Here is a 14,176-nt window from a genome sequence, read left to right as displayed (position 1 = left end):
AAAAATGTGGGAGGCAATCATGGATTATAAACAGGCAGGAGTAGATATAGAAGCCGGTTATAAAGCAGTAGAATTAATGAAAGAGCATATAAATAAAACCTTGCGAAGGGAAGTCCTTACCGATATAGGAGGCTTTTCGGGAGCTTTTTCCTTAAAACCGTTTATAACTATGGAACATCCGATTTTGGTTTCCGGAACCGACGGTGTCGGAACAAAGTTAAAGTTAGCTTTTATTATGGATAAGCATGACACCGTAGGTATAGATTGTGTTGCCATGTGTGTCAATGATATAGCCTGCTGTGGAGCGGAGCCTTTGTTTTTCCTGGATTATATAGCCTGCGGAAAAAATGAGCCGGCCAAAATAGCCAGTATAGTTAAAGGTGTTGCGGAAGGCTGCAGACAGGCAAATGCCGCATTGATAGGCGGAGAAACGGCTGAAATGCCGGGATTTTATCCCGAAGATGAATATGATTTGGCAGGATTTGCGGTAGGGATCGTAGATCAAAAGGATATGATTACAGGACAAGAGGTCAAAGAAAAAGACGTGCTTATCGGCATTGCTTCGTCAGGTATTCACAGCAACGGTTATTCATTGGTTCGTAAGGTATTTAAAATGAATAGGAAAACTCTTGATACATATTATGAGGCTATTGGCATGACTCTAGGGGAAGCATTGCTTACTCCAACGAAAATATATGTCGGCGTTTTGAGGGCTTTAAAAAATGAAGGTATAAGGGTAAAGGCCTGCAGCCATATAACAGGCGGCGGCTTTTACGAAAATATACCAAGAATGCTTCCCGAAAATATGCGGGCTTATATTTTTAAAAACAGTTATGAAATACCTCCTATTTTTTATATGTTAAAGAAAGACGGCAATATTACGGATGATGTGATGTATAATACTTTCAATATGGGCATTGGTATGGTTATTGCCGTGGAGCCCGATCAGGCCGACAAGACAATTTCCATAATTAATAAAAACGGAGAAAAGGCCTACATAATAGGAGAGATCCGCAAAGAAAACAGAGGTGTAAGCATATGCTGAAACTGGCCGTTTTGGTATCAGGCGGAGGAACGAATCTGCAGGCTTTGATTGACCAAATAAATAAGGGCAGGCTGCCGGATGTATCGATAGAAGTTGTAATAAGCAGCAACAGAAATGCCTATGCTTTAAAAAGAGCACTTGCTCATAATATACCTTGCGCTGTGATTGAAAAAAAAGATTATGAAAATTCTCAGCAATTTGAGGATGCTTTTTATAATCTGCTTACAAGCTATCAGGTTGATCTTATAGTGCTTGCCGGCTTTTTGTTGATACTGCCTGAGAAGATAGTGAAAACTTATCAAAACAGGATCATTAACGTACATCCTTCTTTAATCCCGTCCTTTTGCGGAAAAGGTTTTTACGGGCTTAAGGTTCATGAAGCGGCTTTGGCCCGTGGTGTAAAGATTACCGGGGCGACTGTCCATTTTGTGGACGAGGGGACTGACACAGGGCCAATAATTCTTCAAAAGGCGGTTCCGGTTTATGAGAATGATACACCGGAAATTCTGCAAAAAAGAGTTATGGAACAAGCAGAATGGGAGATTCTTCCCGAAGCGGTCAGGTTATATTCACAGGGCAGGCTGAAAGTAGCAGGTAATAAAGTAATAATAGAAAGTCCTGAAGAATAGGATTACATAATACCTATCGGACAATCATATAAAACCCGAAAACATAAGCTGGCGGAGGTAAATAGCAATGAAAGTATTGGTTGTAGGCTCTGGCGGCAGAGAACATGCCATAGTATGGAAAGTTAAAAAGAGCCCAAAAGTAGATAAGATATACTGTGCTCCCGGTAATGCTGGTATAAGCGAATATGCACAGTGTATTGATATTCCCGTAAACGCCCATGAAGCCCTGGCTGATTTTGCCTTAAAAAACGGGATTGATTTGACTATAGTCGGACCTGATGATCCCCTGGCTGAAGGAGTGGTAGATGTTTTTGAAAATAAGGGCTTGCGTATATTTGGCCCCAGAAAAAATGCAGCCATTATCGAAAGTTCCAAGGTTTTTGCAAAGAAGTTGATGAAAAAATATAATATCCCCACGGCAGCTTTTGAAACCTTTGATTCGGCTGATGAGGCTGTGGCATATTTAAAGAAATGTAATTATCCGATAGTTCTTAAGGCTGACGGGCTTGCTTTAGGTAAAGGAGTTTTAATCTGCAATGATTATGATGAGGCAGTTCAGGGCGTAAAGACAATTATGGAAGACAAAAAGTTCGGCAGTGCAGGAAACAGGATTGTAATTGAAGAGTACATAACCGGACCGGAAGTTTCTGTCCTTGCTTTTTGCGACGGAACACATATTTTGCCCATGACCAGTGCCCAGGATCATAAGAGGATATACGATGACGACAAAGGGCCCAATACAGGAGGCATGGGGACCTTATCCCCCAGTCCGTTTTATACGAAAGAAATAGATAATTATTGCAGAAAACATATTTATCAGCCTGTTATAGATGCCATGAAGGCAGAAGGCAGGGATTTTGTTGGAATACTTTTTGTTGGTCTTATGCTGACTAAGGACGGTCCCAAGGTCCTTGAATTTAATGCCCGTTTCGGAGACCCGGAAGCCCAGGTGGTTCTTCCGAGACTAAAAAATGATCTGGTGGAAGTATGCGAAGCCTGCATTGAAGGTCGGCTTGATGAGATAGAGCTTTCGTTTGAAGATAATGCAGCCGTATGCGTTATATTGGCTTCGGAAGGGTATCCGGACAAATATGAGAAGGGATATGAAATCCAAGGGCTTAAGAATTTTGCGGGAGAAAGTGATTTTTTAGTATTTCATGCAGCCACAAAATCTGAGAACGGAAAAGTTTTAACAAATGGCGGCAGAGTTTTAGGTGTTACAGCCATAGGAAGAGACTTAAAAGAAGCAAGAAAGAAAGCATATGAAGCCGCCGATAAGATATATTTCAAAAATAAATATATGAGAAGAGATATCGGTAAAGTTGTAGAGAATTTATAAAAATGAGTAACCTAAAAATCGAGTGTCATAGGACGTATTCAAACACCATTAAATCTGCATAAGACAGTATAATGAATGCTTCGGTTTCAATGCATAAGAGGCTCTAATAATCTGATTATTTTGTGCAAAACAGCTCATCGAACAAATAACTCGCTTTGCTCAGACAAATCTGTTCGATGAGCCTGCACAATAATCAGATGATAAAGAGCCTCTAATGCATTTATAGGCGCATTTGTTATATACGTCTTATGCAGATTTCTTATTTTATATTCTTTATTACCTATGACACTCGATATTTACATTTCGACATTAATAACCTTTACATAATATGTAATATATAATAAAACATACCTTATATTACAGTAAATTACATGAATCTCAATAAATGCCACATAAGTGCCATAACTCTTTTTTATTATAAACCAGTAAAATCGACAGAACTATCGGACATGATTTTTGAAAGGAGTAATCGATGAATAAGCAGTTTTATCATAAATTGATAGTTTTTGTACTTTGTCTTGCTGTATTGATACCAAGCACTTTAACCGGTCTGACAGCCGCGGCGGCAAAAGAAGGTACGGTTACGGCAAGTACTTTGAATGTCAGAAGTCAACCTTCCTTAACGGCTTCAAAGGTACAGTTGTCAGACGGTACATATGTTTATTTGCGCAAAGATGAAACCGTATCAATTCTTAAGGAAGAAGGGGAATGGTACTATGTATCCCTTAAATTTAACGGTAAAACCGTTGAAGGATACGTACATAGCGATTATGTTAAGGTAAAAAACAGTACGACACCTACACCGACACCAAGCCCGACTCCGACACCTACTCCCACTCCCAAGCCGACTCCGACTCCGGCTCCGGTATCAGGAAACGATAAAGTTTCACTTGGCGGATATAAGTATGAAGGAGCTGTAACCGCAAGTTCGCTTAATATAAGAAGCGGGCCGGGAACCAAATTTACTGCCTTAGGGGCTTTAGGCAAGAACAGTACTGTTTCTATTGTCGGTGAGGCTTTGGAAGACAGTACGACTACAAAATGGTATATAATAGAGCTGCCTGATAACTTTTCTGCAAAATTAGGTTACGTATCAAGCCAGTATATAAATTTAAAAATTAATAAAAGTATAAAAGCTATCGTAACGGCATCAAAAATTAATGTTCGGCAAACAGCCAGTGATAAATCTGCTTATGTTAAAGATAAAAAAGGAAATATTGTATCCATAAAGAAAGATAAGAAAGTAAGCATTATAGATCAGGCAGTTGTTTCGGGAGCAAAATGGTATAAGATATCATTTACGGTAAGCGACGTAAAATACGAAGGATATGCACCGGCTAACCAAATCGGTTTCAGAGTAGAGTCTGCTCAAGCAACACCTACACCTACACCTACTCCTACACCCAAACCTACTCCAACTCCGAAACCGGCACCAAGTACTACGCCTGCTCCGACTCCTACTGTCACACCAAAACCGACTCCGAGTCCTACACCTGTTCCGAGTGCTACCCCGACACCGACTCCTCAACCGCAAAAGATACTAGAAATCAGGAATAATACGGTATATTCGTATTTAACGGGGCCGAATGACGGCTATGTCTGCAATACAATATATTTAAACGTATATGAAAACAAGCTGGCATATGATAATTTCCTGTATGACAAAAACGGTAAACCTGTTTTACTGGTAAGCGGGGACAAAGTTACGATAAACAATGCGGTAAGTGTAAACGGAGAAGTATGGTACCATATCACATATAACGGAATTATTAGCGGGCATGTAAAAGCAGAGTACATATATGTAGGGTCACAGCTTCCGCTGGATGCCAGTTGGAAACTTACAGACACTCCGGCTACCCCGCCTGAAGAAACCGGGACAAAGCCTAGCCCGACACCTATTCCGACTCCTATTCCTCCGTCCGATGTATATGATAATATGACTTTTGAGGAAATGCTTATTGCAGAAGGCTTTCCTGAAAGTTACAAAAACGGTTTAAGACAGCTTCATGCCCTTCACCCTAATTGGATATTTAAGGCTTATCATACAGGTCTTGATTGGAATACGGTTATTGCCAATGAAAGTATTCCTGGAAAAAATACCATACCAAATACAAAAAGCGTGGAATGGCTGTCTTTTGCAAATGGTGCCTATGACTGGAAGACTGACAAATTTATAGTATATGACGGTACGTACTGGGTAACGGCTTCCCAAGAAGCAATTGAATATTATATGGACCCCAGGAATTTCCTTACGGAAGAGGGGATCTTCCAGTTTGAATTGTTAACTTATCAGAGTAAATATCAAAATGCGCAAGGAGTAGAAAATATCCTTGCCGGAACCGCATTATATAAGAAATCCTATGAGTATGTAGACGACAACGGTAAAACAAAAAAAATAACTTATGCGGAAACATTTATAAAAGCTGCCGAATACTCTGGTGTAAGTCCGTATCATTTGGCTTCAAGGGTCAAGCAGGAGGTTGTTACAGGACCTACAACCTTAAGCGGCAGTGTTACAGGTAACTATAAAGGCTATGAGGGATATTATAACTTTTATAATATCGGTGCAAATGACAGTCCCGGAGGCGGGGCAATTGCCAACGGACTTAATTTTGCCAAAAACGGAACTAAAAGCCAGGCTAATAATGAAAAATATCTAATTCCATGGACAAGCCCTTACAGATCCATAGTAGGAGGGGCATATTACATCGGAAGTACATATATCAACAGGGGACAGGATACTATATATCTTCAAAAGTTCAATGTAACGCCGGTTTCGACATATTCGCATCAGTATATGACCAATGTCGAAGCTCCCTTTGCAGAATCTAAAAAAATGGCGACTGCATATAAAAATCTACTGGATACACCCATTGTCTTTTCGATACCGGTTTATTTAAATATGCCAGAAAATCCTTGTCCGAAACCTACTACCAAATTTAATCCGAATAACAGATTAAAGAGCCTGAAAGTTCTTGATATTAACGGCAAAGAGCTTGCGATTACACCTACATTTGAACAGACCGTATACAATTATTATCTGGTGGTAGGAAATGAGGTTGAAGCGGTAGAGATTAAAGCAACAACGGTAAGCAATAAGGCTAAAGTATTCGGAACCGGATATTATAATCTCAATGTCGGAGACAATGAGATTACAATACAGGTTATTGCTGAAAACGGTGATATAGCCAACTATATCGTATATGTTATAAGAGAATAATATGAGCCTCAAAAAGCTAGAAGATTTCTTGCCGGAGGCATTAACCGCAATAATCTGAGATAATCTTAGCCTCTTCATTCTAATGACAGAATAAAGATGTCTTGTAAACTCCGGTCGGGAAGGAAAGCTTTCCGGCCGGAGTTTGGCTATTTTAAATATTAAGGATAGATTAAAAAAATAATAAAATTATTGCTTCTTGCATTCGATGTGTTATTATTATCTAAAAGGGGGAAAAGTAATGAATAGAGTAAAATTAAAAGTAATAATTTTCTGTCTGCTTTTTATATTTGCCGGTTTTTTAAATATGAATACGGCAAAAGCAGCCAGTGCCAATATAGAGATATCTGCCGACAAAAACCCTGTAACGGTCGGTGATACCGTATATGTGTATATAAATATCAGTTCCGACACCATGTTTGGTGATGTTGAAGCATATTTAATTTATGATGCAGATATACTGGAATATAAAAGCGGTGTTTCATTTATAACCGGGGGCAGCGGATTCTTAAGGATATCGGATATTAATATTTCTGAAGAAGACGATAACAGGAAGTATGTCCTTGAATTTAAGGCCCTTAAAGTGGGCAGATGTGAAATAGATTTTACCGGTTCGGTTATGGTATATGAATTTGAATCCGGCATGCCCATGTCCATATCGAGCAATTCATACGAGCTTGAAGTTAAACCGGCACAAACCGCTTCGGATAATGCATACCTGGCTTCAATAAAAATAAGTCCGGGTGAACTGAATCCGCCTTTTGATAAAAATATATACAAGTATAGTACCAATGTAGGACATGATACAAATAAACTGATTGTATCGGCACTTCCGGAAGATGAAAATGCCACAATCCGTATATCCGGTAATGAATCCTTAAACGAAGGAGATAATAAAGTTACCGTTACCGTTACAGCCGAAGCCGGAAATAAAAAAGAATATGAAATACAAGTCACCAAAGAGAGCGCTCCGGAAGACGAAATCAATATAGAGCCGATTACACCTGATGAAAAACACGGAAAATTTGAGCTGGTCCGTATAGACAACGAGATTTTTGCCGTATATGGGGGAAAATATAAACTGGTAGAGCCCGGTGAAAATGTCAAGATACCGGAAGGATATACAAAGACCAGGACTATCATATCCGGTATTTCCATAGAAGTGTATGCACCGAAACAGCTAGACAGTGATTTTCTATTAATTTACGCGGAAAATGAACTGGGTGAAGCGAAGTTTTACCGCTATGATAAAGTGGAAAGGACATTACAGCGCTATGTGGACGAACAGGTAACAGTTCAAATGCCTGAAAATGATTTTGTTGAGGATAACTCAACTTTAGAAAAATATCGTTCCAATTTGAATAAAGCTGCTATAATTATAGCTATTCTTAGTACACTTTGCGTGCTGCTTATGATTTTGTCTGTTCGCCTGTACACAAAAGCTAGAAGGTCAAAAGATAAAAAACGGAAATAATGTTGACAAAACAAGCAATCTGTTATATTATATATATAACAGATATAACTATAATGATTGTGTTTCTTGGAAACGTAACTACATAAAATATTTATATAAGAGGTGTATACAATGCACATGAAGATTGATTTCAATAGTGATGAAGCTCTTTATATTCAGTTAATAAATCAGATCATATATGGCATTGCAACCTCTCAATTCCAGGAAGGAGATAATCTTCCTTCAGTCAGAGAACTGGCTGAGTATATAGGAATTAATATGCATACGGTCAATAAAGCATACTCTATACTTAGGCAAGAGGGATATATAAAGCTTGATCGTAGAAAAGGGGCGGTAATTGCTATTGATATCAACAAGATGAAAGCAAGAGAAAACCTGAAAGAGGAACTTAGAGTAAGTATTGCCAAAGCCATATGCAAAAATTTAAGCTGTCAGGAAGTATATGAAGTAGTCGATGAAATTTTTAAAGAATTTGAAAGGAGGTAACTCCTATGTTGTGTGACAGGTGTCATAAAAGGACCGCAAAAGTTCTGTATACGGAAATAATAAACGGCATAAAAAATGAACAGCATTTATGTGAGGAATGTGCTGCAGACTATACATCCTTTCAAATGGATAAACCTTTTTTTAATACCGATATTACACTAAACAACCTGCTGTCGACCTTGCTTGGAGCATATACTCCCAATACCACCAAGAAATCCGGTGAAGGAAGACAGGATATTGTATGCAGTAATTGTCATACTACTTATGAGGAGTTTCTGCAAAGAGGACGATTCGGATGTGCGGAATGTTACCGAAGCTTCCATAAGGAACTTGGTAAAACCTTAAGAGGCATACAGGGAGCGGAAGTCCACACCGGAAAACGGCCTAAGGGATTTTTAACCTCTACAGACAGGATGGTGCAGGGATTATCGGAAGCCGAAAGACTTGCTTTGGAACTTCAGGAAGCTATAGAAAAGGAAGAATTTGAAGAAGCGGCAAGACTCAGGGATTTAATCAGGCAGTTAAAAAGGGAGGAAGCCAATAATGCTTAAATGGTATGAAGAAACCGTACCGGACGGCGATGTGGTTATATCCAGCCGGGTAAGGCTGGCAAGAAATTTGGAAAATTATAAATTTTCCCCCTTGCTTGAAGAACAGGATGCTAAAAAACTGGTCGAGGAAGTAAAAAGCATCACACCTATTCTTTCCGAGCAGGATAACAGAAAATACTATGCCTGCAATATACAGTCCCTTAGTGATATTGATAAAACGGCTATGGTTGAAAGACATATATTAAGCCCTTTGCTTGCGGAAAAAGAGCAGACAACAGGCTTAATATTATCTGAAGATGAAACTGTCAGCATAATGATCAACGAAGAAGACCATATCAGAATTCAGGCCATCGTAGGCGGAATGAATCTTGAAAAGGCATATGAAATTGCAAACCGTATAGATGATATTGCATATGAAAAATTGAAATTTGCTTACGATGAAAAATACGGCTATATGACTTCGTGTCCTACCAATACCGGTACGGGGATGAGAGCATCATGTATGGTTTTTCTTCCTGCTTTGAGTGCTGCCAGAATGATTCAGAAGCTGTTTGAAGAGGTCGGCAGATACGATGTAACAATCAGAGGGATATACGGTGAAGGAACAAGAAGTTTGGGGAATATTTATCAGATATCCAACCAAAAAACATTAGGCAATTCGGAACAGGAAATAATAGAGAATCTGAAGCGTATAGTTTATCAGGTTATGCAGCAGGAAAGAAAAAGACGAGAATATATGCTGTCATTAAATTCCGATGAAATAGAAGACCAGGTTTACCGTGCTTACGGTATTTTAAAATATGCAAAACAAATTACTTCCGAAGATGCCATGATGTATTTGTCACAACTGAAGTTTGGAGCTGATTGCGGCTTAATAAAATTTAACAGGGAATTTAATATCCATAAGATGATGATGGGTGTTCAACCCGGAAGTCTTCAGTGGACTTTGGGCAAAAGTGTAGGAAGTGCCATAAGGGATAAAGCCAGAGCTGAATATATCAGCAAGGAGTTACCCGATTTAATATAAAGAGTAAAATCCGGTACTCGTAAAAAGAATGGAGGACAGAAAGATGAACAACAGATTTACAGACAATGCAATCCAAGCAATAAACTTTGCAAGAGAAATTGCTTTCCGTCTTAACCATAATTATATCGGTACGGAACATCTCCTGATGGGTCTGATGCAGGTAGACGGAGTTGCCTCCAGAGTACTTAGAGAAAACGGCGTAACTGTTGACAAAGTTATGGAATTGGTAAATCAGCTTATAGCACCCGGCAGCAGCGTCGACACCATGGAAGGCGGCAGTTTTACCCCAAGGGCTAAGAGAATTTTGGATCAAAGCCAAATCGAAGCTGCCAGATTAAAAGCGGCGCAGGCCGGAACCGAGCATATATTGATTGCATTAATGAAAGAAACGGATTGTATCGCAGTACGCCTGTTAAATACTCTCGGAGTTAATATACAAAAGGTTTATATAGACTTGCTTGCAGCTGCGGGAGCAGATGTAAGCTCCGTAAAGAATGATTTTGCACCCGGAAAAAATAAAAAGGGCAAGTCATCTACACCTACTCTGGATCAATACAGCAGGGACCTTACCCAGTATGCGCTGGAAGGCAAACTTGATCCCGTCATCGGAAGAGAAACCGAAATCCAAAGAGTTATACAGATACTAAGTAGAAGAACCAAGAATAATCCGTGTCTGGTAGGTGAGCCCGGAGTCGGAAAAACCGCTATTGCGGAAGGACTCGCCCTAAAGATAATAGAAGGAAATGTGCCTGACACAATTAAAGATAAGAGAGTAGTTACTCTGGATTTGTCCGGTTTGGTGGCAGGCTCAAAATATCGCGGAGAATTTGAAGAAAGAATCAAAAAGGTTGTCAGTGAAGTAATCAATGACGGAAATGTACTTCTGTTTATAGATGAGCTTCATACGATAATAGGTGCCGGCGGAGCCGAAGGGGCAATCGATGCTTCTAATATATTAAAGCCGTCGCTTGCAAGAGGAGAACTTCAAATCATTGGTGCTACAACCCGTGAAGAGTATCGTAAATATATCGAAAAAGATGCTGCTTTGGAAAGAAGATTCCAGCCTGTGGTTGTAGAAGAACCTTCAGAAGAAGAGGCCATACAGATTTTGTTTGGACTCAGGGACAAATATGAGGCCCATCATAAAGTAAGGATAACGGATTCGGCTATTGTTGCGGCTGTAAAGCTGTCAGCCCGTTATATCAATGACCGTTATCTTCCCGACAAAGCCATCGATTTAATGGACGAAGCGGCATCTAAAGTGAGATTAAGCTGCTATACTTCGTCTCCTGAAATAAAGAACATGGAAAAAGAAATAGCAAGACTTGAACAGGAGAAAGAGAAGGCCATTAAAGAGGAGGCTTATGAAAGAGCCGGCGAAATCAAGAAGCAGCAGGAAGCTCTTCAGGAGCAGTTGGAAAAGCAAAGGCTTATTGAAGAAAAGAAGAGGACGGAAGCTCAACTGGTTGTAAGTGAAGCCGAAATTGCCGATATAGTATCCAGTTGGACAAAGATTCCCGTATCCAAACTGGCTGAAGAAGAAGCTCAGAGACTGCAGAATCTGGAAAAAATACTGCATGAAAGGGTAATCGGCCAGAATGAAGCGGTCACAGCCGTGGCAAGAGCAATCAGAAGAGGCAGGGTCGGCTTAAAAGACCCCAACAGGCCTATCGGTTCATTCCTCTTCTTGGGTCCGACCGGTGTCGGAAAAACCGAATTGTCAAAAGCTTTGGCAGAGGCAATGTTCGGTACAGAAAATGCAATTATTCGGGTAGATATGTCCGAATATATGGAGAAACACAGTGTCAGCAAACTTATCGGTTCCCCTCCGGGATATGTGGGATATGACGAAGGAGGACAACTTAGCGAAAAAGTAAGACAAAATCCTTATTCTGTTATTCTTTTCGATGAGGTTGAAAAGGCCCATCCCGACGTGTTTAACATACTGCTGCAGGTATTGGATGACGGCCATATAACCGATGCCCAGGGAAGAAGAGTAAGTTTCAAAAATACCATTATCATAATGACCTCCAATGCGGGAGCGCAAAATATTATCTCACCCAAGAGGTTAGGCTTTACTTCCAAAGTGGATGAAGAAGAAGACTATAAGAAGATGAAGGAAGCCGTAATGGATGAGGTAAAGAGAATTTTCAGACCGGAGTTCATTAACCGTATCGATGAAATTATCGTATTCCATTCCCTGACCAAAGACAATATAAAGGAAATTGTCGGCATAATGGTTAAAAACATTGCAAAAAGAAGCAAAGCCCAGATGAATATAACACTGGAAGCTACTCCGGAGGCTTTGGAGTATTTGGCAGAAAAGGGCTATGACGAAAAATACGGTGCAAGACCTTTGCGCAGGGCTATACAGACAAATGTAGAAGACAAACTGGCTGAAGCCGTACTGGCAGGCACAATCAAAGAAGGGGATACGGTTAAAATTGAATTAATCGATAATGAAGTGGTATTAAGGGCAATATAAGCAAATCCTGAGATACCGGGATGCATCGGGACCAAGACACTGTAGAAATCGAACTCCATTTACTTTATAATTATAATATAGTCGGAAAGTTCCTTATTAATAATTTAGGAGGTCATATAATGGCTGTTGTTCAAGAATTAATACGCAGTGAAAATGATGGGACCCTCAGTTTCGGCAACTATAAATTAAGTCAAAAGTCAAAAATGGCTGACTTTGAACACAACGGCGACTTATATAAGGTTAAGACTTATAATAAAATAACAAAATTGGAGAGAAACGGCAGTTTCCTCTACGAATCCGTACCCGGAACGGCGGTATTTCATCTGGAGCATAAGGAGAATGAACTTTGTTTTCAGGTAACCGGAGAAGAAACAGCTCAGATTACATTGGAACTGGAAGCCGAAAAAGAATATGAGATTTATAAAAATGATGAACTTTTAGGCAAGATGAAAACCAATTTGGGCGGGAAACTGATATTCAGCGTGGAATTAAGCGAAGACAAATGTGATTTAATAAAGGTGGTTAAACTTTAAAATGGCTAAAGCAAAAACCCTGTTTTTCTGTAAAGAGTGCGGATATGAATCGTCAAAGTGGCTGGGACAATGCCCGGGTTGCAGACAATGGGATACTTTTGTAGAAGAACCGGTGGTAAGTAAAACTTTGTCGGTTTCTGCAAGAAAAGAAATAAAAGAGCCGGTGCTATTGTCTGATGTGAAAGCGGAAACGGAAACAAGAGTGGTATCAGGAATAGGAGAGCTGGACAGAGTCCTTGGCGGTGGTATCGTACCCGGCAGCCTTGTTTTGGTGGGTGGTGATCCCGGCATCGGAAAATCCACGCTTCTGTTACAGATGTGCAGGGAAGTTGTAAAGCAAGGCAGAAAAGTAATATATATATCAGGAGAAGAATCCAGAGAACAGATAAAGATGAGAGCAGACAGGCTCGGCGCTTTCGGCGGCGAGCTTCTGCTTCTTTGTGAAACAAACCTGGATTTAATAGAAGCTGTTGTACATAAATATAAGCCCGAGATAATTGTTATAGACTCCATACAGACAATGTATAAGGAGGATATAGCTTCGGCTCCGGGAAGTGTCAGTCAGGTCAGAGAGGCCACCGGAGCCTTGATGAGGCTGGCAAAAGACATAGGTATAACCATATTTATAATAGGTCATGTGACAAAAGAAGGAATGGTGGCAGGGCCAAGAGTCTTGGAACATATGGTAGATACGGTTCTGTACTTTGAAGGGGAAAACCATGTATCTTATAGGGTACTCAGAGCCGTAAAAAACCGTTTCGGTTCAACAAACGAAATCGGAGTATTTGAGATGTTAAATTCCGGCCTGAAAGAAGTAAAAAATCCTTCCGAGTATATGCTTAGCGGCCGGCCTGTGGGGGAGCCCGGATCAGTGGTAACCGCATCAATTGAAGGTACAAGACCGATATTGGTGGAAGTTCAGGCTTTAATTAGCAGAACAAGCTTCAATATGCCAAGAAGAACTGCGGCAGGTACGGACTATAACCGGGTAAACCTGCTGATGGCGGTATTGGAAAAACGGCTTGGCTTACAGTTGGGGGACTGTGATGCATATGTAAATGTAGCCGGAGGTATGCGGATTACGGAGCCGGCACTGGACCTGGCTATTGTAGCGGCAATCCTGTCAAGTTACCGCAATATTTCCGTCAACGGTAATACCATAGTTTTTGGGGAAATCGGTCTTACCGGTGAAATTCGCGCGGTTAATTTAGCGGATCAAAGGGTTTCTGAAGCCGCAAAAATGGGCTTTGAAACCTGCATCCTGCCCAAAGCTAATGAAGCCAATTTAAAAGTAAATACCGGTATAAAACTGATTGGAATAAGCAATATACAGGAAATATTGCAGTACATAAAAGAAAACAGATAACGGTTAAATATCCGATGTAAATTG

At 40.2% G+C, this 14,176-nt stretch carries 11 protein-coding genes; all 11 read left to right on the top strand.

What is annotated here, in order from left to right; translation table 11 throughout:
• Positions 1-19 precede the first annotated feature (19 nt).
• The 11 genes from purM (at position 20) to radA (ending at position 14,152) form a co-directional block, all read left to right on the top strand.
• The gene (gene purM / locus HHT355_RS09725; RefSeq protein ID WP_103203370.1) at positions 20-1,045 is read left to right on the top strand and encodes a phosphoribosylformylglycinamidine cyclo-ligase; all 1,026 of its coding nucleotides are present in this window, start codon (positions 20-22) and stop codon (positions 1,043-1,045) included.
• Entirely contained in the window at positions 1,039-1,674 is a 636-nt protein-coding gene (purN, locus tag HHT355_RS09720; RefSeq protein ID WP_103203255.1) for a phosphoribosylglycinamide formyltransferase, read from the top strand. The genes purM and purN overlap by 7 nt, the downstream gene beginning before the upstream one ends.
• 67 nt (positions 1,675-1,741) lie before the next feature.
• Positions 1,742-3,013 carry a phosphoribosylamine--glycine ligase gene (gene purD, locus HHT355_RS09715; protein WP_103203254.1) on the top strand — a complete coding sequence of 424 codons (1,272 nt, stop codon included), beginning with the start codon at positions 1,742-1,744 and terminating at the stop codon, positions 3,011-3,013.
• Between the two features lie 472 nt (positions 3,014-3,485).
• Positions 3,486-6,233 carry an SH3 domain-containing protein gene (locus HHT355_RS09710; protein WP_103203253.1) on the top strand — a complete coding sequence of 916 codons (2,748 nt, stop codon included), beginning with the start codon at positions 3,486-3,488 and terminating at the stop codon, positions 6,231-6,233.
• 238 nt (positions 6,234-6,471) lie between these two features.
• Positions 6,472-7,704, top strand: a complete 1,233-nt coding sequence (locus HHT355_RS09705) for a cadherin-like beta sandwich domain-containing protein (RefSeq protein ID WP_158245951.1) — start codon at positions 6,472-6,474, stop codon at positions 7,702-7,704.
• Between the two features lie 111 nt (positions 7,705-7,815).
• Positions 7,816-8,190: a GntR family transcriptional regulator gene (locus HHT355_RS09700; RefSeq protein ID WP_103203251.1), complete on the top strand. Its 375-nt coding sequence runs from the start codon at positions 7,816-7,818 to the stop codon at positions 8,188-8,190.
• A 5-nt stretch (positions 8,191-8,195) separates the two neighbouring features.
• Positions 8,196-8,741 (top strand): UvrB/UvrC motif-containing protein, encoded by a 546-nt coding sequence (locus HHT355_RS09695; RefSeq protein WP_103203250.1) that lies wholly within the window; start codon positions 8,196-8,198, stop codon positions 8,739-8,741.
• Positions 8,734-9,768, top strand: coding sequence for a protein arginine kinase (locus tag HHT355_RS09690; protein ID WP_103203249.1), 1,035 nt, complete (start codon positions 8,734-8,736; stop codon positions 9,766-9,768). The genes HHT355_RS09695 and HHT355_RS09690 overlap by 8 nt, the downstream gene beginning before the upstream one ends.
• 43 nt (positions 9,769-9,811) lie before the next feature.
• Positions 9,812-12,253 carry an ATP-dependent Clp protease ATP-binding subunit gene (locus tag HHT355_RS09685; RefSeq protein WP_103203248.1) on the top strand — a complete coding sequence of 814 codons (2,442 nt, stop codon included), beginning with the start codon at positions 9,812-9,814 and terminating at the stop codon, positions 12,251-12,253.
• A gap of 119 nt (positions 12,254-12,372) precedes the next feature.
• Positions 12,373-12,786 carry an endosialidase gene (locus HHT355_RS09680; protein WP_103203247.1) on the top strand — a complete coding sequence of 138 codons (414 nt, stop codon included), beginning with the start codon at positions 12,373-12,375 and terminating at the stop codon, positions 12,784-12,786.
• Position 12,787: 1 nt separating this feature from the next.
• Positions 12,788-14,152, top strand: a complete 1,365-nt coding sequence (radA, locus tag HHT355_RS09675; protein WP_103203246.1) for a DNA repair protein RadA — start codon at positions 12,788-12,790, stop codon at positions 14,150-14,152.
• Positions 14,153-14,176: the final 24 nt, after the last annotated feature.

This window comes from Herbinix hemicellulosilytica (assembly GCF_002904165.1).
In the GTDB taxonomy this organism is placed as follows: Bacteria; Bacillota; Clostridia; order Lachnospirales; family Lachnospiraceae; genus Mobilitalea; species Mobilitalea hemicellulosilytica.
Note: the sequence above shows the minus strand (reverse complement) of the source record. Positions and strands in the feature narration are given on the sequence as shown.